We start from the raw sequence: 19,905 nt of genomic DNA on the forward strand, positions 1-19,905 counted from the left end.
CCCGCTCACCGGGAGCGGGAGCGGGAGCGGGAGTCGGCGGGCCGCGGTGGGGCGGCGGACGCGGGGACGCGGGTGCGGGTGTCCCGGGTCACGCGGCCGCACCGCGGCGGTCCCGTACGGCCGACTCGGTGACCCGGCCGGTCTGGTCAGCCGGTCGGCGTTCGACTGTCCGGACAGTTCAACTACCGTGCCGGTTCGGCTACTTGGCGGACGCGGCCGTCTGGATGTCCTTCAGCGTCTTCGCCGCGTCGGACTGGCCCAGCAGGAACGACTGGATCTTGGAGCCGGTGTCGGTCTCCGCCTGGGTGCCGTACCAGGTGTTGGAGGGCAGCACCCGGTAACGGCCCTCGTTGAAAGCGGTGTTGAAGATGGTCGTCTCCGTCGAGTCGGGCGTGGTGCCACCGGTGAACGGGGACTCGGCGTGCTCGGCGTCCAGGTACTTCGCCAGATTCGCGCTCTGCGACCAGAACTTGACGTACTCCTTCGCCGCATCGGCGTGCTGCGACTGGGAGTTGACACCCCACGCCGTACCGGAGAACAGCATCGCGTTCGGCTTGGTGCCCGCGGCGCCGCCCGGCCAGGGCGCGAACGAGACCGGGAAACCGGCCTTCTTGATGTTGGAGACCTGCCAGGCACCCTGGTACCAGAACGCGCTCTTGCCGGCGCTGAAGTCCTGCGGGCCCTGCGACCACTCGTCGACGCCGAGCTCGTTCTTCCAGTTCACATAGCCCTTGTCACCAAGGGTCTTGAGCTGGTCGAGCGGCTCCTTCCAGTCCGAGCCGAAGGACGCCTTCCCGGCGAGGAAGTCCGTGTCCCACTGCTTGTTCTTCTGGTAGACGGTCGTCGAACCGCTCGCCTGGAAGACGGAGCTGCCGGTCCAACCCGCCTTGTCCGGCAGCGAGATGGGCGTGATCCCGGCCTTCTTGATCTTCGCGAGGTCGGCGAGGAACGTCGGCCAGTCGGCGGGGACCTCGGTGATCCCGGCCTTCTTCAGCAGGTCCATGTTGGCGTACAGACCGATGCCGATCAGCTCCATCGGCATGGCCAGCGTCTTGCCGTCGCTCTGCGTGAACGGCTTCGCCGCCGACGATATGGAGCTGACCCACGACTCGTTCGACAGGTCCGCGAGGTAGCCGGAGGCGCCCCACTTCTTCATCTTGTCCGCGTCGACCATGATGACGTCGCCGGCCTTGCCGCCCAGCAGCTCGGGCTGGAGCTTCTGCGTGTAGGTCGGGTCCGCGGTGGTGTACTTGAAGTCGATCTTGATCTTCGGGTGCGCCTTCTCGAAGGCCTTGTTGATCTCGGCGATGTTCGCCGGCTCCGCGCCGCCGCCCTTCCACGCCTCCACGTGGAGCGTGACCGTCCCGTCCGCGGAGGTCGAGTCGGACCCGCCGCCACAGGCGGCGAGCGATGTCGCCAGGGCGGCGACCGTGGTGGCGACCGCGAGCAGTCTCCCGGAGCGCTTCATTGCACACCTCACCCATCATCGGCGCATGCCGATTTCGTCGTGCTTGCAGGGGTTTGTGAAGAAAGTTGGAGGTCCACGGTGTTCGCCGAGTCCCGTCGGCGGTGCGAGGACCGTGATGGTTTGCCGGGCCTGAATGGATATATCACTGAAATCCATCGAAGGAAACCGGTTGACCAACGACTTCGGCGAACGCTAGGTTGCGGCGCCAGAAGGTGTCAAGAGGTCAAACGCAACACCGCATGCCGAACGCCACACCCCAGGCGAATGCGGCAGTCGGGACGATTCGCTTGGCTCCGGGGACGATTCCCGTGACTGGCACAGTGGTCGACAACGTCGTTGACGAGGAGGGTTCGCGTGGCTGAACAGCCCGTACGGGCAAGGCTGGTGGACGTCGCACGGGAGGCGGGAGTCTCCAAGGCGACCGTGTCCAAGGTGCTCAACGGACGACAGGACCTGTCCGTCCGCCCCGAGACCAGACAGCGCGTCCACGAGGTCGCCGCCGCCCTGGGCTACCGACCGCACTCCGGGGCCCGCGCCCTGGCCGGGGCCGGCACCCACGCCCTGGCCCTGCTGGTACCGGCCCTCAACAACCCCACGTACGTGACCATTTCGCGCGGCGCCTACCAACGCGCCCGTGAACTGGGCTACCTCTCCCTGCTCGCCGAGGACTTCGACGGCCAGGAGGCCGACGACACCTTCAACGACCTGGTCAAGGAGGGCCGGGTGGACGGACTGCTGATCGCCTCCGCCCGCCCGGGCCACCCCCTACTGGAGACCCTGAGCCGCAACCCGGTTCCGCACGTCTTCCTCAACCGCGCGGTCAAGGACTCCGGCCGCAACGTCACGATGGACGTGGCGCGTTCGAGCGTCACCGCGCTCGACCATCTCCACGCACTCGGTCATAGGGTGATCGGCCACATCGCCGGCCCCTCGGGGATCACCCCCAGTGAGGACCGCCGGGAAGCGTTCCAACGGCACGCCGCCGCCCTGGAGCTTCTCGCGGCACCGGTCGCCCACGGCGACTTCACCGAGGAGGGCGGCGCCTGCGCCGCCCGCGAACTCCTCACCCCCGCCGAAGGCCGACCGCAGGTCACCGCGCTGTACACCAGCTCGCTGGCCCAGGCCATCGGGGCGACACGGGCCATCCACGAGCGTGGCCTGCGCATCCCCGAGGACATCTCCCTGGTCGGCAACGACGACCTTCCGGTCGCCGGTTACCTGACCCCGCCGCTGACGACGGTCGCCATGCCGCTGCACGAACTGGGCACGGCGGCGGTGGACGCCCTGGTCGCGGAGATCCAGGGGAAATCGCCGGGGGACGTGGTCGTACCGACCGAGCCGCGGTTGGTGTTGCGGGGGTCTACGGCGGCACCTGGCGCGGCGGGGCGAGCTGAGCCGTAGGACCGGACCAGTACGACCCTCAGGGATCGGGCGCGTGAGCGCGGCCTGACCCGTAGTACCCCGAAATGTGCTGAAACACCCCGTAATACCCGTAATACCCGTAATACCCGTAAGACCCGTAGTACCCGTAGTACGAGGACGGATGACCGGACGGGCCGGTCACGCCGAGAGGAACGCCATGAGCCGCACCACCCCCGAGAGCCACCCCGACAGTCACCCCGGCCACCGGCCCGCCCGCTTCACCGGCCGTACCGCCCTCCTCACCGCCGCCGCCTCCGGCATCGGTGCCGCCACCGCCCGGCGCCTCGCCGAGGAGGGTGCGTCCGTGCTGGTCACGGACGTGGACGCGGCGGGTGCGGAGAAGGTGGCCGACGAGGTCCGCGCCAAGGGCGGCCGAGCCCGTCACCTGGGGCTGGACGTCACGAACCCCGAGGCGTGGCCGACGGTGGTGCGGACGGTCGAGGAGTGGACCGGACGCCTCGACCTGCTGCACCTCAACGCCGGCCGCAACCTCCCCGGCGCGATCCACGAACTCGACGACACATCCTGGCACGACCACCTCCGCCTCGCCCTCGACTCCGTCTTCTACGGCGTCCGGGCGGCCGTACCGCTGCTCTCGGCGGCCGGTGGCGCGGTGGTCGTCACGGGCTCCGTGCACGCCGTGCTCGGCTTCAGCGGCTTCCCGGCGTACGCGGCGGCGAAGGGCGGAGTCAGCGCGCTGGTACGGCAGTTGGCGGTCGAGTACGCGGGCCGGATCAGGTTCAACGCGGTGGTGCCCGGTGCGGTGGAGACCGGCCTGTGGACGGACGCGCCGGACGACTACCGGGCCCAGACGGCGGCCCGCACCCCGGTGGGGCGGCTCGGCGAACCCGAGGACATCGCCGCCGCCGTCGCCTTCCTCGGCTCGGACGACGCGTCGTTCATCACCGGCCAGAACCTGGTCGTGGACGGCGGGCGCAGCATCAGCTCGCAGGAGTAACACCGGCTCGGCTGCCACGAAAAGCCTCACCCCATACCCGTAGGACCCCTGGGACCACGGCCAGTCCGCCGTGCCCTCAGGACCCGTACCCGTAGGCCCCATACCCGTAGGACCCGGAGGTCCGCAGCATGAAAATCACCGGATACGAGCTGTTCCTCGTCGAACCGCGCTGGCTCTTCCTGCGCGTCGACACCGACGAGGGCATATCCGGCTGGGGCGAGCCCATCGTGGAGGGCAAGGCCCACACCACGGCCCGGGCGGTCGAGGAGATGTTCGACTACCTGACCGGCCAGGACCCCGCCCGCATCGAGGAACACTGGCAGATGCTCGCCAAGGGCGGTTTCTACCGCGGCGGCCCGGTCCTCAGCAGCGCCCTCGCCGGCATCGACCAGGCCCTGTGGGACATCGCGGGCAAGACCCACGGTGTCCCCGTGCACCAGCTCCTCGGCGGCCACGTCCGCGACCGCGTCCGCATCTACGGCTGGCTCTACGGCGAGACTCCTGAGGAACTCGCCGAGTCGGCCGCGGGCCAGGTCGCCAAGGGCCTGACCGCCGTGAAGATGAACCCCTGCGCGCAACTCGAGCCGCTCGCCACCCCCGCGGCGATCGACGCGATCGTCGCCAGGGTGAGCGCCGTACGGGAAGCCATCGGCCCGGACCGGGACCTTGCGCTGGACTTCCACGGCCGCTTCAGCGGAGCGATGTCGCGCCGCGTACTCCCGTACCTCGAACCGCTGTTGCCGATGTTCGTGGAGGAACCGGTCCTCCCGGAGTTCACCCGCGACCTCGGCGACGTCGTCCGCGCCACCTCCATCCCCATCGCGACCGGCGAACGCCTCTTCTCCCGCTGGGACTTCAGGGAGGTCCTCGGCGCCGGCATCGCGGTGGCCCAGCCCGACATCAGCCACGCGGGCGGCATCTCGGAGACCCGCCGCATCGCCGCGATGGCCGAGGCCTACGACGTGCTCGTCGCCCCGCACTGCCCGCTCGGCCCGATCGCGCTCGCCGCGAGCCTCCAACTCGACTTCGCCGTACCGAACTTCCTCATCCAGGAACAGTCCCTGGGCATCGGCTACGGCGACAGCAGCGGCCTGCTCGGCTACCTCGCGGACGCGTCGCCGTTCGAGGTCCAGGACGGTTACATCCACCGCCTGACCGCCCCCGGCCTCGGCATCACGGTCGACGAGGACAAGGTCCGCGCCGCCGCCGAACGCGGCCACCGCTGGCGCAACCCGGTCTGGCGCAACGCGGACGGCTCACTGGCCAGTTGGTAACAAGCGACCTCAACGGCCCCTGACCACCGGGCCGTTGGCACCGTGCTGCCCCGACGCCGTCGAATCCGGCGTCGGGACAGCACCACACGCTCCAGGCGCACCGGCGGCAACCGGTCATCGCGCCTGGTGAAGAGGGGAATCTCGCCGCACGCAGCGGCAAGGGACACATCCACCCATCCAAGGAGCGCGCAATGAAGCGTCGCAGATTCGGTTCTCCCGACGGGCCAGTTCCCGCCAACCCCCGCACAAGGCGGCGGACTTCAAAGGTCCTGGCGCTGCTGGCGGCGGTGACGGGCGCGTTGCTCGTCCCCGTCACGGCAACCAACGCGGCGGCAGCCGGGACGAGTTACTACGTAGACTGCTCGGCCTCCTCCAACGGCACCGGCACCAGCGCCAGCCCCTGGAACTCGGTGACAGCCGTCAACAGCACCACCTTCACCGCAGGCGACAGCATCCTCTTCAAGGCCGGCACCACCTGCACCGGCCAACTCGCCCCCGGCGGCTCGGGATCCTCGGGCAGCAACATCTCGATGTCGTCGTACGGTTCGGGCGCGAAGCCGATCATCGACGCGGCGGGCGCGACGGGCGCGGTCATCCACCTCCTGAACCAGCAGTACTGGGACATAGGCGGCCTGGAACTGATCGACAACGCCTCGTCCCCCGCCTACCGTTCGGGCGTCCTGGCCGAGAACAGCTCCGGCGGCGTCCTGAACCACATCCGCGTCCACGACATGTACATCCACAACATCGCGGGCTACGGCGGCGGTTGGTACTCGACGAACGCGGGCGTCGGCGTCCAGACCGACCACACGACCCCCGTCTCCACGTGGAACGACGTGGTGGTGGAGAACAACACGTTCGACCACGTGGACCGGATCGCAGTCGCCGTGACCCCGAACGCGGACGGCCAGGGCACAGGTCTCACCACCGGCACGGTCATCCGCAACAACACGATGACGTACGACGGCGCGGACGACATCCTGGTCGTCAAGAACGACGGCGCCCTGATCGACGGCAACAAGGCGGGCTACGGCGGCGCCAAGTCGACCTGCCCGCCGTCCGGTCAGTACTGCAACGGCGCCTCCGCCGGCATCTGGATGTCCGGCAGCAGCAACACCGTCGTCCAGAACAACGAGGTCTACTGCCACATCAACGGCGCCGACGGCACCGGCTTCGACGTGGACTGGGGCAACCACAACACCACGTTCCAGTACAACTACAGCCACCAGAACCTCGGCGGCTTCCTCCTGGTGATGCCCCCCTTCACCATCGCCAACGAGCCCACGTCGACGGTCCCCAGCGACGGCACGGTGGTCCGCTACAACATCAGCGAGAACGACGGCAGCAACTCCGGCTGCCCGACGTCGGGCACCCAAACGCACGGCGGCGGAGTCCTGCACTTCGTAGGCGGAGTCCCGAACCAGAGCGGCAGTTCATCGGCAGTCCCGCTCTTCTACAACAACACGTTCTCGGTGCGGGACGGCCTGAGCACGCCGATCCTGTACTCCCGCTCAGGCACCTCGATCAGCGGCGCGCTCTCCTTCCGGAACAACGCCGTCTTCAACTACGGCTCCGGCAACTACTTCACCACCACCGGCACTTCGACCTACTCCAACAACCTCTTCTACGGCAACCACCCGTCCCGCGAGCCCGCGGACGCGGCCAAGGTGACGTCGGACCCGGAGTTCCGCAACGCGGGCAACACGAACACGTCCTCGTCGTACACGGGCAAGAGCGCGTACCAGGTCCACCCGTCGTCCCCGGTGATCCGAGCGGGCGCGGTCGTAGCCTCCAACGGCGGCTACGACGCGTACGGCAACGCGGTCTCCGCTACGGCGGCCCCCAACATCGGCGCGTACAACGGCACCGGCGGCAACCTCCTCACCAACGCGGGCTTCGAGACGGGGAGTTTGTCTCCCTGGACGCAGGCGAGCGGTACCGCATCCTCGGTGACGGCGTCCAACTCCCGCACGGGAGCTGACGCGTTGACGACAGCGGCAAGCGGCAGCGGAGCGAACCAGGCCCTGACCGGCCTGGCCCCGTCGACGACCTACCTGCTCACGGGCTGGGGCAAGGTGGCAACGGCGGGCGAAACGCTGGCGATAGGCGTGAAGAACTTCGGCGGCACGGAGACCTACACGAACGTGGCGTCGACGTCGTACTCCCAGGCGGCGATCCTCTTCACCACGGGTGCGTCGTCGACTTCGGCGACGGTCTATTGCTGGAAGAACGCGGGCGGAACGGGCGCGGGTTACTGCGACGACCTGGCCGTGGAGCCCTTGTCCTCCGCCACGAACACGGTCACCAACCCGGGCTTCGAGACGGGCGCGCTGACCCCGTGGACCCAGAGCGCGGGCACGGCGTCGAGCGTGGCGGCCTCCAACTCCCGCACCGGCACATACGCGTTGCAGACGGGGGCGAGCGCGAGCGGCGCCATCCAGACGGTGAGCGGCCTTACGTCCGGCGGCAGTTACCTACTGGCGGCCTGGGCGAAGGTGGGCACTGCGGGCGAGGAAGTCGCGGTCGGCGTGAAGAGCTTCGGCGGCACGGAGACGTACCTGCGGGGCTCGACAACGACGTACACCCAGCAGCCGATCTTCTTCACAACGGGCGCCTCCAACACCTCGGCGTCGGTGTACTGCTACAAGAACTCCGGTTCGGCGGCGGGGTATTGCGACGACTTCACGGTGGTGAAGCTGCCGTAGCACTGCTGACCAACGCACAGCCTCTGGGTCTTACGACCCGGGGGTTGTGCGTTGTGGCGTCGCGCGTTGAAGGGCGGGGTCGTTGTCAGTGCCCACGACTATGGTCGCAAGCGCGCGGCCGGCTTCCGGGGGTTCCAGCTCCGTAGGGAATGGTTGCATCCCCGACCTGTCCGGGGGCGGCCCGGAGAACACGTCCGGGACCCAACCGACGGCCGGGCTCAGCCGATGACCAAGCAGTGACCTGCCAGCGCCGGCCGCGCACGCTATGCCTCGCGGGGCAGGTCTCTCAAAGGTGTTGCTTGCCCCGGCTGACAAGTCGGCTGATGCCGACGCGAGTTCGCGCCCTCCGAGCGTCGAACTCGTCCCTGCCGTCGGCCTTGGGCACCACGTGAAGCTTCGACTCCGCCACCTCCAAACAGCCGTCGAGAGGGCCCGAACCGAGCTCAGATCACTTCTTGCGACGCCTGCGCGCACGCTTCTTCAGCTCGGCCTGACCACGCTTCGTCCAGTCACCCTGATGGAGATTGCAACGTGCCGTGCCCTTCAGCGTCTTGTTCTGACAGCGCCTTCCGGCCGCCGTCGGCCAACCGCACTTCCCCTGCTTCCACTCGCCACGTCAGCGAAGTCCGGCGTTGTGGGATGCGCAGTGCGGCATTCCACGTTCGGTCCGAAAAGTCCGCGTGCGTCGTCGGCGATCGACCGGTTGACGGCGACGTACAGCCCATGTTTTCGGGTGGCGGCGCCCATAACTCGGGAGCAAGCTGCTGTTCTTGGGGCGGCGCAATGGCCACAGAAGTCCTCTCTGGAAAGTGCGGCCTCATGTACCGCATCCCGCAGGCTGCCCTCTCGTGACCGACCGGCAATGTGGTCTTACGTTCAGTGCTCGGTGCGGGGTAGAGACGTGGGTCGGGGAGCGCGCGGTCAATTTCGGAGGGTCGTCTCTCTTGCTGCGCGTGCCCAGATGGCCTGTTGGCGGGTGGTAAAGCCCATGCGGTTCCAGTGGAAGAGGATGTGGCGGGCCAGGATGCTGCGTGTTCCGAGGGTGAGTTGTCCTTCCCGTCCGCAGTGGCCGAGGGCACGGCCGCCGCGTTCAAATCCGGCGATCCATTCGGCCATAGGCGTGAGCGGACCACCGGCCGCGAGGGCGGGCACGGCATCGATCGTGAGGAGCCGGTGCATTGCGCCGGTCATGGCGGTGACACGCTCGACGGAGACGTTGTCGGGGAGGGGGCGAGCTGCTTCGACGCGTGCCCAGACATCGCCCTGCTCGCTCCATTCCTGGTGGGCGGCGCGGAGGAACAGGCTGATGACGAGGAGCGAGGTTGCCTTGGGATCGAGAAGTCCGCGGTCGTCCGTGCTGTCGCGGTCGAGGTAGTCAAGGACGCCGACGCTGTCTGTATGGAACAGGCCGTGGGCGATGTCCATGCCGATCGGACCTCCGAAGGCAGTGGTCTCCGGCTCGTACAGGGACGGCCACCAGCGCGTGATCTCGCCTCGCGAGACCGCGTTGTCGAGGGCCGTGCTGATCGGCTTCGTCACATCGTCGATGGTGGTGACCGGGCCGGGGGTAACGCGGAGGCGCCAGCATGGGCGCTTGCGGACGAACCACCACGCGACGAGCGTCCCGGTCTCCGTCTCTTGCCGCAAGAGCGGTAGGAGGTAGGCGCCGAAGGTGCGCTCGGCAGTCGAGTAGTTGGTGAACTCGATGTTCACCTGGTGCTCCTGGGGCAGTTCGGGTTGTGAGTTGAGGGCGGATCGTCCAGCTGCGTGGTACCGCGCAGCGGCCTCCGTGAGGAGACCCTCGGACGAGCCCACTCGTGCGGCGGCCTCTGCGATCGGGGCGCCGGTGAGGACGGCCAGGATGGCCTGCTCGACGGCACTGTTGTCGTGCGGCGGATCCATCCAGAACCCTTCAGTGGCGGGCATCAGATGAGAAGCAGACAGGCGTCCCAGTCGCCCATGGGTGTGCCTGCTTCGGCGTCTTGGAGGGCGAGGTCCGCGCCGGCTGCGCCTTCGAGGAACCCGGCCTCTGTGGGAGGACCTACAGAGAGGAAGCGGTGCGTGAGCTGGGGCAGGTGGTTGGTGAAGAGGTGTGGTTCGTCGGCGTCCATGGCGACGCGTTGGACGGTACGTAGGAGGCCGCCGACACCGTGACACAGACCGCGGTTGGTGAGGTGGTCGAGTTGGAGGGGGTCGGACAAGCAGTGCAGGAGCGCTCGTTCGGCCATGCGTTGGCGGTCGGTGTCACCCAGGGCGAGGGCGGCAAGTTGCTGGGCACGGGCGAGGCCAGGGGTGCCGTAACACCAGGACGGCGCCGCTGAGTTCACGGGACTCGCGGTGGTATCGGTGATCCAACGTGGCCATCGGGGTCCTCGGTGGTCGCTGACGCGTATCCGGTCCAGCCAGCGGCAGATGCGGATCATCGCCTCCTGGTGGCCGGGCACAGTGACGCCGCGCAGGTGGGTGAGTGCGAGGAGAGCCAGGGGTCCGGTGATGCCGTGGGCGAGCCCGGCGTTGGCGTGGCCACCGGGGGTGGGGTTGCCGAGGTTGACGGGGCTGTGGCCCACCCACCAGCCGGGCCGGGGGCGCCCGTTGGGGTCGGGGAGCGGTTCTGCCAGGCGCACGAGGTATTCCAGGACGGCTTGGATCTCCGCACCGTCGGGGGCGCGACGCAGGAGGAGGGCGCCGAGGCCGGTGAGGCCACGCAGTAGGTCGTACTCGGCGAAGCTGGCGGGTCGGCCGTGGTCGATGCGGGTGTGGGCTGCTTTCAGTCGGCGCCGGGTGTGGGTGGTCACGATCCGGTCGAGGGCGTTCAGGGCGCCGACGTACTGGTTGCTGCCGGCGGCGGCCAGGTGCAGGACGTACGTCATCGCGGGTGCGCCGAGAAACAGGCCCGCTGTGTCTCCGTCCAGCAGCGGGCCGACGCCAGTGAGTTGGCGGTGGACGTCCTGCCGCGATCCATCGCCCTGGCGGGCCCGCTCGATGTGGAGCAGGGCGATACCGAGAGAGCCGTGGGCGAGCGACTGCCGGAAGGCGGTGTCCTGTTCGGAGGCGGGTGTGACGGCGGTGGTCACTGCGGTACTCCTTCGGTGCGCGCGTTCCAGGACAGGGCGGCGGTGCGGGCGAGGCGGCGGCATGTGGCCTCGCTGTCGGGATCGATGCCGGCTGCCCGGTTGTGGTGCATGTGCAGCAGGGAGGGCAGGACGTCGGTGGGTTCGGCGCCGTGGTCGGCGAGCGCGGTCCGGTACGTCTTCAGCGCATCGCGGCGGTAGGCCCAGGCGGCGACGACGTGTTCGCCGCCGGGCAGGGCTCGCAGTGCGGCGAAGTCGCTGTCTGGGGTGGTCAGTTGTAGGGCCTGTGCTTGGACATCACGCGAAGGCATCTCGCCCTCTCCCTTGAGCAGGCGCTCGGTCAGCCAGCGGTTCCCGGCGGCCGGGCTGTCGGTGAAGGCGGCGGCAATGTCCGCGAAGCTGGCGGCGGTGACTGCTGGTTGCATGTGGGGAGGCAGGCCGAGCCTCAGTTGGGCGACCGCGGCGGTGGAATCAGCGGCGAAGGCTCGTTCGGCGACGGCCAGGGTGTCGCCGGTGCCGTAGCGGCCGGTCTCCGGTTCATCGGTGTCCCACTGGACGCGGCGGACCAGCCCGTCGTCGCGGAGTGCCGCCGCCCAGGCTCCGACGTGCTGCGCGGTGGTGCCGAAGTCGTCCGGGGTCGGCAGCCGGAGCCGTAGGCGCAGGTGGGTGTCCGGATCGCTGTAGCGCGTGTACCACCACAACGGTTCGCCGCCCTCCTGGTCTTGGAACAGGGTGGGCAGGTGCGTGGTGAGGATCTCCGGGGTGCGTTCGGGGTGGCAGTAGATCTTCAGGTACGCCCATGCGGAGGTGCCCGGCAGGCGGCTGCTGTCGCGCCTTACGACCGCTGTCGTTCGGGGGCGGTGGACCGCTGGTTCAGCTGTGGAGGCGAACGGCATGGTGATCTCGTGGGCGCGGCCCAGCCAGCCGTACGCCCCCTCCTCGGGCGCCTCGTGCAGCGTCACCGTGCCGGTGCGCTCCAGTTCCATGCGCAGGAGCTGTTGGTGGGTGGAGTGGTCGAGGTCGAGGCGGAGGCGCTGGTCGTCGGAGCCGAGGAAGACGGTGCGGGTCACGCCGTAGCGGCAGCGCCAGTCGGTGAAGTGGCGTAGCCAGTCGGGATGGTCGTTGTGAATGAGGTCGCGCATCCGGAGGCGCCAGCAGGCGGGCGAGAGAATGGTGCGGCCGACGCGGACCTCGGGCAGGAACGGCAGGCGGGCGGCTGCTCCCCATGCGAAGGGGGCCAGTACCGCGCTGTGTGAGCGGTGTACTTCGGTGAGGAAGCGGACCAACGGGTGGGTGGCGTTGGTGAGTTCGACGGCGTTCATCGCCGACGGTTCGACTAGCCGGCCGGTGGACAGCGAGACCAGGTAGAGGCGCTGGGGGTCCGCGGTCACGGCGAGGTCGTCCAGGTCGAGCGTGGCGGCGGGGTTGTGCTCGCCCAGCGAGAGCACGTGCGGTACGACGGCGGGGGCTCGGCTGACGTTCTGGGTGCGCAGCCGGAGCGGCGGGCTGGAGATCTGTACGCGGTCCGTGGCGGCGGTGAGCGTCGGCAGGGACGCGTACACGGTCGTCATGCGGTCGCGGTCGGCCGACGCAAGCATGGTCAGGAATCGGCCGGTCGTGGTGCCCGCCGCCTGGGAGAGACCCGCGGGGCTCAGTGTGTATCGGCCCTGGTTCAGGGCGCTCAGGGAGGTGGCGAGTACGGAGAAGCACAGCTCGACATGGGCGGGAACCTGGGTGACCTCGCCGACGGCGAGCGCGGCGAGGTCCTCTTCGGTCAGCGTGATCTCGCGTGCCTGGTTGATCGCGGCGTCCTGGGCGAGGGCGAGGAGGTGTTCGTCTCGGCGGGTGGTGGCCTGGACGGGACGCTTGAGGAGGGAGCCGCGGTAGCCGGCCGGGAATCCTAGGCCGATGTCGGGGTCGGTGAGGTCGCGGACGGGCACGAGGGCGCCCATGCTGTAGCGCTCTAGGAAGCGGGCGCGGTAGTCCTGCCAGGTCGGAGGCCCGGCAGGGTAGGGCGAGATACGTGCCATGACCTGGAGGGCTCGTTCTGCTTCCCGTGCGACCTCGGCGGGCAGGACGACATCGCAGTCGGGCCGCAGATTCACCACGAGGGTCCGCCCGTTCACGCCGGTCGCGGCTGTCATGCGCTTCGTGGCCTCGGCGCGGAGGGTCCGCTGCTCGTCGGCCAGAGCGTGGTTGTGGCGGATCAGGAGCTGGTGGATCCGGCGGAGGTGCCCGGCTGTCTCCGCCTGGAGATCTGTGCTTAAAGAATCGAGTTGGGCCACCAGGTGGCCGAGTGCGTCGTCGCAGGTCATGGGAGCCCGCAGGCTGGTGATGAGGATCCGGTGGGCGACGAGGTCCCGAACCATGTCCTCGATCACCGGCGTGGGTGTGCTGGGGTAGCTCGCGTGCAGCTTGGCGACGATGTCCTCGACAGCGATCGGCGCGCGGGCGAGTTCGAGCACTGCATCGGCAGCGGGGGTGCGGCGCAGGGTGACCTTGGCAGGACCGTCCCTACCCGGTTGATGCGGTACGGCGATTCTGGTGCCCCGGACGACGCACGTGTGATCGGCGATCACGGGCAGGTGCCGCAGCAGGTCGGTGTTCTGCTCCAGGGCGGTGACGATCTCCGTGAGCCACTCGGCGTCCGCTCGGACGGACGCCCGGTGTTCGGTACCCCATCGCACTTGGGCGCGGTCTCCGAGTCGTACGGGCGCGGGGCCGGCGAACAGACCGAAGGGCGTGGCACGGTGCTGCATCCGCAACAGGTAGCGCATCAGCGAGATGACAGCGCGCCGGACGGTGCGCGGTCGCTGGTTACGGCCGTCGAGTACGCCGTGCACGGCCTCGACCAGCAGAGGGCTGGCGACCTCGATGGCCGCCACTATGGCCTCGTCCGCCCAGACCTCGCCGATCCACTGCCGCCAACGCTCGACGTCGCCGGAGGTGTTGCCGCCGAGGTCCGGCCAGGGAGGCTGTGGGGCATCCAACGGCCGTGCGGCTGCTCTGATCAGAACCGCGTCGACGGCGTCGTACATCGCAATGCCTCCTTCGTTCGTCGTCTTGTGTGGCGAGGGGCGGGACCGGTGACCCCGGCCCCGCCCCTCAGCGGTTGATCAGCCGCCGATGCAGGTGCTGTTGGAGCAGGCGGACTGGCAGGTGGAGGTGCAGCCGTCGCCGGTGTCGTTCAGCAGGCCGGGCACGACCGGAGCGGACGCGATGGTCTCGATGTCGAGGTCGAAGTCCGTATCGGTGCCGGACGTGAAGTCCGTCGCGGCCTTGAGCGTGGTGCTGCCCTGTGGTGCCATCTCGATTCCTCCTGAGTGAGTGGGATGTGCCTTGCTGCCCTGGCCGGTGGGCGCTCTCAGCTCTACGGCCAGGTGATCAGGACCCGTGTGTGCGGGCGGTCGACGACGCGGCCCGAGGGAAGCTGCCCGTCCGGTGCGCCCGTCGGGTGGATCTCGATCCGTGCTCGGTCGCTGCGGTGCTCGCGGTCCCAGACCTGGATCTCCTCGACCATGCGCTCGGCGACCTTCTGGCCCTGCGGCCCGTGGCCTATGGCGCCGAGCTCGAACCGGTCCGGGTTTTCGGTACGCCGAACAGTTCGATAGGCGAAGCTGTCGCCGTCGACGAGCGTGGGGACCCCGAGCGGCGAGGCCGAGGCAACCAGGCCGCGCTCGCGGGCGGCCGGGGTCGCGGCCAGGAGCGGCAGATTGTCCAGTGCGGTCGTCAGCCACATGTCCAGGTGCTCGCTGGACTCGTCACCGGCGAGTGTCACTCCGGACCATGCTTTGACGCTGGGGCTGCGAAGGGCGGCCCGCAGTCCGTCGGCGTCCGGCTCGGGGTGACCGTCCAGACGCAGGCCCACTTCTTCGCCTTCGACGTCGTGCAGGAGGACCAGGCGAACGCGGTTCTCGCCGACGCCCTGCATGGGCACGAAGCCGCACAACTCGACGCTGTCGCTCAGCAGTTGGTCGCCGTGGCGGATGAGCGCGACGGTACGGGTCATGCCACGCATCCGCAGAGGCACGACGATGCGGCCGCCGTCGACGAGCTGCTCGGTCCAGGCCGGCGGGATGTCGGCGGCCTGGACGGTGACGAGAATGCGGTCGTACGGAGCGTGGTCGGCCACGCCGTATTCGCCGTCGGCGATGACGACGCGCACCCGTTGGTCGTAGCCGGTCTCGGCCAGGAACTTCTCGGCGCGTGCGGTGACGTCGTGGTCGATGTCCACGGTGACGACGAGGCCCTCGGGGCCGACGATCTCGGCCAGATAGGCGGCGTTGACGCCGCCGGAGCCGATCTCCAGTACCCGCATACCGGGCCGCAGGTCGGCCTGTTCGATCTGCATGGCCTGGATGCGGGCGGCGGACACCGAACTGATGGCCACGCCGTCGGAGTCCTTCTTCGTGATCGCGGCGAACTCCGTCTGATAGGCCGTGGCCAGGTCCAGTTCGGGGGTGGCCAGATGCCGAGGGACCTTGCGGAACGCGGCCACGACGTGCGGGCTACGGGCGGCGTCGACTTCGATCAGTTCTCGGACCATCGCGTCGCGCAATTGCTCAGCGGATGCGGGGGCTTCCTCTTGGTGGGTCGTCATGTCGAGGACGTTATTCACGAGCTCTCTCTTTCTCGGCTGTCTCTGCCGAGCCGGTCGCGATGTGGAGGAGATGTGGGTTGTGTCGGCTGGGGCTAGGGGATGGTTGCGTCGAGGGGTGCCAGCTCGGGGGCGCGGGTTGGCCCACCTGCGAGGTAGCCACGGGGCTCAGCGATCGGCTGCACCAGACCCACTTGCCCCTACGGCTTCGTCGCATACGGCATCCCCAGTCGTCGGAGAGCGCTTCCACCAGGGATAACCCGCGGCCGGACTCGCCCTCGGTGGACTGCGTGCGGAGCACCGGCAGGCTGGGAGAGGCGTCGGCGATCTCGGCCAGGACGGTGTCGTCGCGCTGCTGCAGAACCATCACGATGGGGCCCTCGCCGTGTTGCGCGGCGTTGGTCACAAGCTCCGACACGATCAGGACCATGTCGTCGGCCAGGTCGCCCAGGCCCCAGGAAGTCAGGGTGTCGCGCGTCGTCCTACGTGCCTTGGATGTTGCGTGCGGGTCGGACTCCAACGGGATGGCGATCGCCCTCAGGACGCGGCCGGCCGTCGTGCTTGGTCGGGGAATCGTCATCATGCCCACCTGCGCAGAGCGTCCCGGACCCGCCGTACTGTTGTCGAAGACGCCCAGAGCAGCGTTAACGCGTGCTCCACCGGCCGGAGTTGTCCATGGCTTCGCGGGCATCCGCACGGGCCAGGTCTGGCCGCAGGGCCGGTGGGAGAGCGGCCGTCTGTCCTGGAGGGCCGATGGGGGGCTTTCCTGCTTCACGGCGGTACTCCTCGGGAAGAGACGGACTGTCCGGGTGAGGGCGCCTCCTGTGACGGGCACGTCGCTGGTGATGGTGTCCTCGCACTCGGTGACGGCGATCAGAGTGATGCCGGGGCGGATGTCGTCGCCATGGCCCAGCGGGTAGCGTCTGCCGCTCTTCCAGGTGACACACGTGGCACGCGGGTAGCTTCGAAGTGTCGTCTACACCAAGGCGGTTGTGGATTCAGAGCATGCTGAGGTCCCCTGCATACGAGGGAGCCGCAGGCCAAGGGCCGACGATGGTTGGTCAGTGGTCTTCTTTGGCCGAGAGGGGCCGATGATGGATGAACGTCCCAGGACGCTGCTCAAGGCCCTGGTGGCCCAACGTCACTGGCGTTACGGCGACTTCGTGGGTCACTTCGCCCGCACCGCCGAGAAGGTCATCAGGAAGGGCACCGCGAACCCGACGATCTCCGAGGCGCAGTTCCGCCGTTGGACCGCGGGCACCATCCGGACCCTGCCCGGCCCGGACGCCTGCCGGGTATTGGAAGAGATGTTCGGCGTCAGCGCAGCCGCCCTGTTTCAGGCGCCTCCCTCAACCGATTCGCCCGCACCCGCGTTCAGCCTGAAGGACGAGATCGACATGACCGCACGCGACGCGTCCAACGAGGCCGGTGCCGCCGCCTCCGCGTCCATCTCCGACACCACACTCGACCAGCTGCGCGACGACGTCGCCGAACTCGCCCGCCGCTACCACTCCTTCTCGGCATTCGAAATCCTCCAGACCGCAAGGAAGTTGAGGGAGGAAGCCGAACAGCACCGCGACCGCACCCAGGTCCCCGCCCAGCAGCAGGACCTGCTGATCATCGCCGGACAAGCCTGCGCCCTGCTGTCCGCCGCAGCCTTCGACCTCGGCTCGCTCGACGGCGCCACCCGCCTCGCCCGCGCCGCCGCCCTGTACGGCGAGACCGCGCGCTTCACCCCGCTGCGGGCCTTCAGCGGCGGCGTCCTCGCCTACATCGCCTACTTCTCCGGCCGGCCTGCCGAAGCAGCGCAGATCGCCCAGCGCGCCCAGATGCTCACTGGGCTCGGAGACGTCGCACACCGTCGCCTGGCGGCCATCGAGGCACGCGCGCACGGCCACCGAGGCGACGCGGCCTCGGCCCAGCAGGCGCTCAACGCCTCTCGCCAGGAAGGGCGTGGGCACATCGACGACCTGCACGACGGCGTGGCGGGCGAGTTCGGCTTCCCCGCCGACCGACTGGCCATGTCCAACGCCTCGACCTGTCTGCTGCTCGGCGACGGCGAACAGGCCGAGGCCGCTGCCCGCACTGCGCTCGACCTGGTGACCGGCAAGCCCGAGGCCCTCCGCTCCGCACGCGTCGTGGGTGGGGCTGCCGCGGACCTGGCCGCGGCCCGGCTCCTGTGCGGTGACCTCGACGGCGCCGCCGACGCTCTCGAACGCGTCTGGATCGTGCCCGGCGAGCAGCGCGCCACCGGTCTGCTGACCCGTACCGCGCGCGTCCGCCGCGCGCTGACCGACGAGCGGTTCCGACAGGCGCCCCTCGCCGACGAAATGGGCGAGCGCCTGGAACACTTCAGTCGCCTCGCCGCTCAGCACCAACTCGGCGTGGGAGCCGGCGCGGTGGCCGTCCTGGAGGGATGAGCCGACTCAGGACGTGGAGGCCAGCGCAGCGAGGATCTTGGCCTCCTTTTCAGGGGCGATTCCGTGCTCCGCCCAGCGAGGGTGATCCACCGGACGCCCGTCGGCCCGCAGCCAGGCCCACGTGTCCGTGATCGTCTCGGTCAGCGGCCGACACCGCAGCCCGGCCGTCACCGCCTTGCCGGCGTCCACCGACCACACGCCGGCGTGGGTACGCCAGAGGGGCAGCTCGGTCCACTGCCGGACCTCGTGCTCGATGAGCACCTCGGGCTCCACCCACACCGGGTGACCGTCCGACTCGGTGACGGCAAGGCAGGCGAGCAGGAAGTCCCCGAACCCGATCCCCTCCGGATGGGCCAGGTTGTAGGCACCGCCGGTGCCGGCAGCCGCCCGGTCCAGGGCGAAGGCCGCGACATCGCGCACGTCGACCGGCTGCATGATCCGGTCGGCCGGAGCAGGCGCCAGCATCGGTCCACCCCGGCTGGCCCGGTTCAGCCACCATGGCAGCCTGCCCACGTATTCACCCGGCCCGAGGATGACTCCTGGCCGCAGGAACACCGCCCCATCGCCGAACGCTTCGGCGACCGCTCGCTCCCCGCCGGCCTTCTGGAACCCGTACTTGGTGGGCGACCCGTCCGCGCCGGTGTAACCGAAGGACTCGTCCGCGTCCGACGGGCACTCCAGCACCTCGGACTCCTCGGTCAACCTGTGGTGCGGCCACCCCGTGTACACCGACACTGTGGACACGTGCACCCACCGCGCCACCGCGTCGCGCAGGGCTTGTGCGGCCAGTCGCACGTCGCGCGGCGGAAACTCGGAACTCGACGTATCGACCACCGCGTCCCAAGGGCCCTGAGCGGCAAGCCGGTTGAGATCCGCCGCCTCCGTACGATCACCGCGGACCGCACGCACCCCCAGCGCATCCCGACCGGACCGGCCACGACTGAACGTCGTCACGTCCCAGCCACGGCGCAGCGCCCCTTCGACGACACACTTGCCCAGGAACCACGTGCCACCCAAGACCAGAATCCTCATACCCAAGATCCTGCCCTTCCGCGGGACAAGGGAGAAGGGGGGCCAGTTCGCTCAGGGGCTCGTACATGCCGAGCACGGGGGGCGTCCGACCCCGGCCGTCTGTATGGCCGTTCGACCTTGCTGGTGAAGACCTCCGGCTGGCCTCCGGTGTTCCCGAGATCCGCCTCATTCGGACCGCGTGCGATGCGTGTTGTTCATCGCCCGGGAGGACGGTTCCTTCGGCTGAGCTCCGCTGATCGTCATCTGTAGTAGCAAGGCCCAGGTCATCGACCTGGGCCTTGCCTGTGGAGCCGGAGCAACCTCAGCCCGCAACGCCCGGCTTCACCACCGTGCTCACGAAGTTGCCGATCGCTCCCAACGTCGCCCCCAGCGCCTCGATCTGGGGGAAGTGGGCCGCGTCCGCGATCGGGGTGAAGTGGGCGTTGGGGAAGGCGTCGGCGTAGCCGCGGCCGTACTTCAGGGGGCTATGCCGTCCTCCTCGCCCCAGACGACCAGGACGGGGACGGTCACGCGGTGGAGGCGGCCGCGGAGTTTCGGGTCGTGGGTGAAGTGGGTGCCGCCGTAGATCGCGAGGGTCTTCTGGTTGGCGCCTGCCGCCGCTCGCTGTTCGTCGGTGAAGGAGGCGAAGTCGGGGCGGAACTGGGGCTTGGCGAAGGAGAGTTGGCTGACGTCGGAGGGGGCCATGGTGCGCGGGTCCACGACGCGGTTCTCGACCATGTGGGCGTGGATGCCTACCGCGTTCAGAAGGGTGAGCGCGCCGATGCGGCCCTGGTTGTCGCGTAGGGCCATCTCCGCCGCGATCCAGCCGCCGACCGAGTTGCCGATCACCATGACGTCCTTGAGGTCCAGGGTGTCGAGCAGGTCCAGGTAGGCGATGGCCAGGTCGGCGACCGTGTCGAAGTGCTCCGGGCGGGGCGTGCCGTCGAAACCGGGGTGGGTCGGCGTGACGACGTACACG

At 69.1% G+C, this 19,905-nt stretch carries 15 protein-coding genes; 6 read left to right on the top strand and 9 right to left on the bottom strand.

Features of this window, described 5'->3' with window-relative positions; translation table 11 throughout:
- Window positions 1-199: 199 nt before the first annotated feature.
- A complete protein-coding gene (locus ACNFOC_RS31695; RefSeq protein ID WP_416962489.1) occupies window positions 200-1,468 on the bottom strand; it encodes an ABC transporter substrate-binding protein in 1,269 nt (422 codons plus the stop codon).
- A gap of 354 nt (window positions 1,469-1,822) precedes the next feature.
- Between ACNFOC_RS31695 and ACNFOC_RS31700 the strand changes: the two genes are divergently transcribed.
- The 4 genes from ACNFOC_RS31700 to ACNFOC_RS31715 all read left to right on the top strand — a co-directional run bounded on the left by ACNFOC_RS31700 (window position 1,823) and on the right by ACNFOC_RS31715 (window position 7,827).
- Window positions 1,823-2,869 carry a LacI family DNA-binding transcriptional regulator gene (locus ACNFOC_RS31700; protein WP_416962490.1) on the top strand — a complete coding sequence of 349 codons (1,047 nt, stop codon included), beginning with the start codon at window positions 1,823-1,825 and terminating at the stop codon, window positions 2,867-2,869.
- 178 nt (window positions 2,870-3,047) lie between these two features.
- Complete coding sequence (locus ACNFOC_RS31705; RefSeq protein WP_416962491.1) at window positions 3,048-3,848, top strand: SDR family NAD(P)-dependent oxidoreductase; 801 nt, start codon at window positions 3,048-3,050, stop codon at window positions 3,846-3,848.
- 128 nt (window positions 3,849-3,976) lie between these two features.
- Window positions 3,977-5,122 (top strand): galactonate dehydratase, encoded by a 1,146-nt coding sequence (gene dgoD / locus ACNFOC_RS31710; RefSeq protein ID WP_043667058.1) that lies wholly within the window; start codon window positions 3,977-3,979, stop codon window positions 5,120-5,122.
- Between the two features lie 191 nt (window positions 5,123-5,313).
- Window positions 5,314-7,827, top strand: a complete 2,514-nt coding sequence (locus ACNFOC_RS31715) for a right-handed parallel beta-helix repeat-containing protein (RefSeq protein WP_416962492.1) — start codon at window positions 5,314-5,316, stop codon at window positions 7,825-7,827.
- A 921-nt stretch (window positions 7,828-8,748) separates the two neighbouring features.
- Here the strand turns inward: ACNFOC_RS31715 and ACNFOC_RS31720 are convergent.
- The 6 genes from ACNFOC_RS31720 to ACNFOC_RS31745 form a co-directional block, all read right to left on the bottom strand.
- Window positions 8,749-9,753, bottom strand: a complete 1,005-nt coding sequence (locus ACNFOC_RS31720; protein ID WP_416962493.1) for a thiopeptide-type bacteriocin biosynthesis protein — start codon at window positions 9,751-9,753, stop codon at window positions 8,749-8,751.
- A complete protein-coding gene (locus tag ACNFOC_RS31725; protein WP_416962494.1) occupies window positions 9,753-10,901 on the bottom strand; it encodes a lanthionine synthetase C family protein in 1,149 nt (382 codons plus the stop codon). Before ACNFOC_RS31725 ends, ACNFOC_RS31720 begins: the two co-directional genes overlap by 1 nt.
- Window positions 10,898-13,936, bottom strand: coding sequence for a lantibiotic dehydratase (locus tag ACNFOC_RS31730; RefSeq protein ID WP_416962495.1), 3,039 nt, complete (start codon window positions 13,934-13,936; stop codon window positions 10,898-10,900). The genes ACNFOC_RS31725 and ACNFOC_RS31730 overlap by 4 nt, the downstream gene beginning before the upstream one ends.
- Window positions 13,937-14,014: 78 nt before the next feature.
- Complete coding sequence (locus tag ACNFOC_RS31735) at window positions 14,015-14,206, bottom strand: FxLD family lanthipeptide (RefSeq protein WP_200678509.1); 192 nt, start codon at window positions 14,204-14,206, stop codon at window positions 14,015-14,017.
- Window positions 14,207-14,268: 62 nt separating this feature from the next.
- Window positions 14,269-15,498 carry a methyltransferase, FxLD system gene (gene fxlM, locus ACNFOC_RS31740; RefSeq protein WP_416962496.1) on the bottom strand — a complete coding sequence of 410 codons (1,230 nt, stop codon included), beginning with the start codon at window positions 15,496-15,498 and terminating at the stop codon, window positions 14,269-14,271.
- A gap of 10 nt (window positions 15,499-15,508) precedes the next feature.
- Window positions 15,509-16,078: an ATP-binding protein gene (locus ACNFOC_RS31745; RefSeq protein WP_416962501.1), complete on the bottom strand. Its 570-nt coding sequence runs from the start codon at window positions 16,076-16,078 to the stop codon at window positions 15,509-15,511.
- Between the two features lie 511 nt (window positions 16,079-16,589).
- Between ACNFOC_RS31745 and ACNFOC_RS31750 the strand changes: the two genes are divergently transcribed.
- Entirely contained in the window at window positions 16,590-17,915 is a 1,326-nt protein-coding gene (locus tag ACNFOC_RS31750; RefSeq protein ID WP_416962497.1) for an NsdA family TPR-like regulatory protein, read from the top strand.
- A 6-nt stretch (window positions 17,916-17,921) separates the two neighbouring features.
- Here ACNFOC_RS31750 and ACNFOC_RS31755 read toward each other — a convergent pair whose 3' ends face one another.
- Entirely contained in the window at window positions 17,922-18,947 is a 1,026-nt protein-coding gene (locus ACNFOC_RS31755) for an NAD-dependent epimerase/dehydratase family protein (RefSeq protein ID WP_416962498.1), read from the bottom strand.
- A gap of 278 nt (window positions 18,948-19,225) precedes the next feature.
- Between ACNFOC_RS31755 and ACNFOC_RS31760 the strand changes: the two genes are divergently transcribed.
- Window positions 19,226-19,390 carry a hypothetical protein gene (locus ACNFOC_RS31760; protein ID WP_416962499.1) on the top strand — a complete coding sequence of 55 codons (165 nt, stop codon included), beginning with the start codon at window positions 19,226-19,228 and terminating at the stop codon, window positions 19,388-19,390.
- 13 nt (window positions 19,391-19,403) lie between these two features.
- On the opposite strand, the gene ACNFOC_RS31765 is transcribed toward ACNFOC_RS31760, so the two are convergent.
- Window positions 19,404-19,905, bottom strand: a 502-nt coding sequence (locus ACNFOC_RS31765) for an alpha/beta fold hydrolase (protein WP_416962500.1), incomplete at its 5' end; no start/stop codon positions are given.

The sequence above is a fragment of the Streptomyces colwelliae genome (genome assembly GCF_048158785.1).
In the GTDB taxonomy this organism is placed as follows: Bacteria; Actinomycetota; Actinomycetes; order Streptomycetales; family Streptomycetaceae; genus Streptomyces.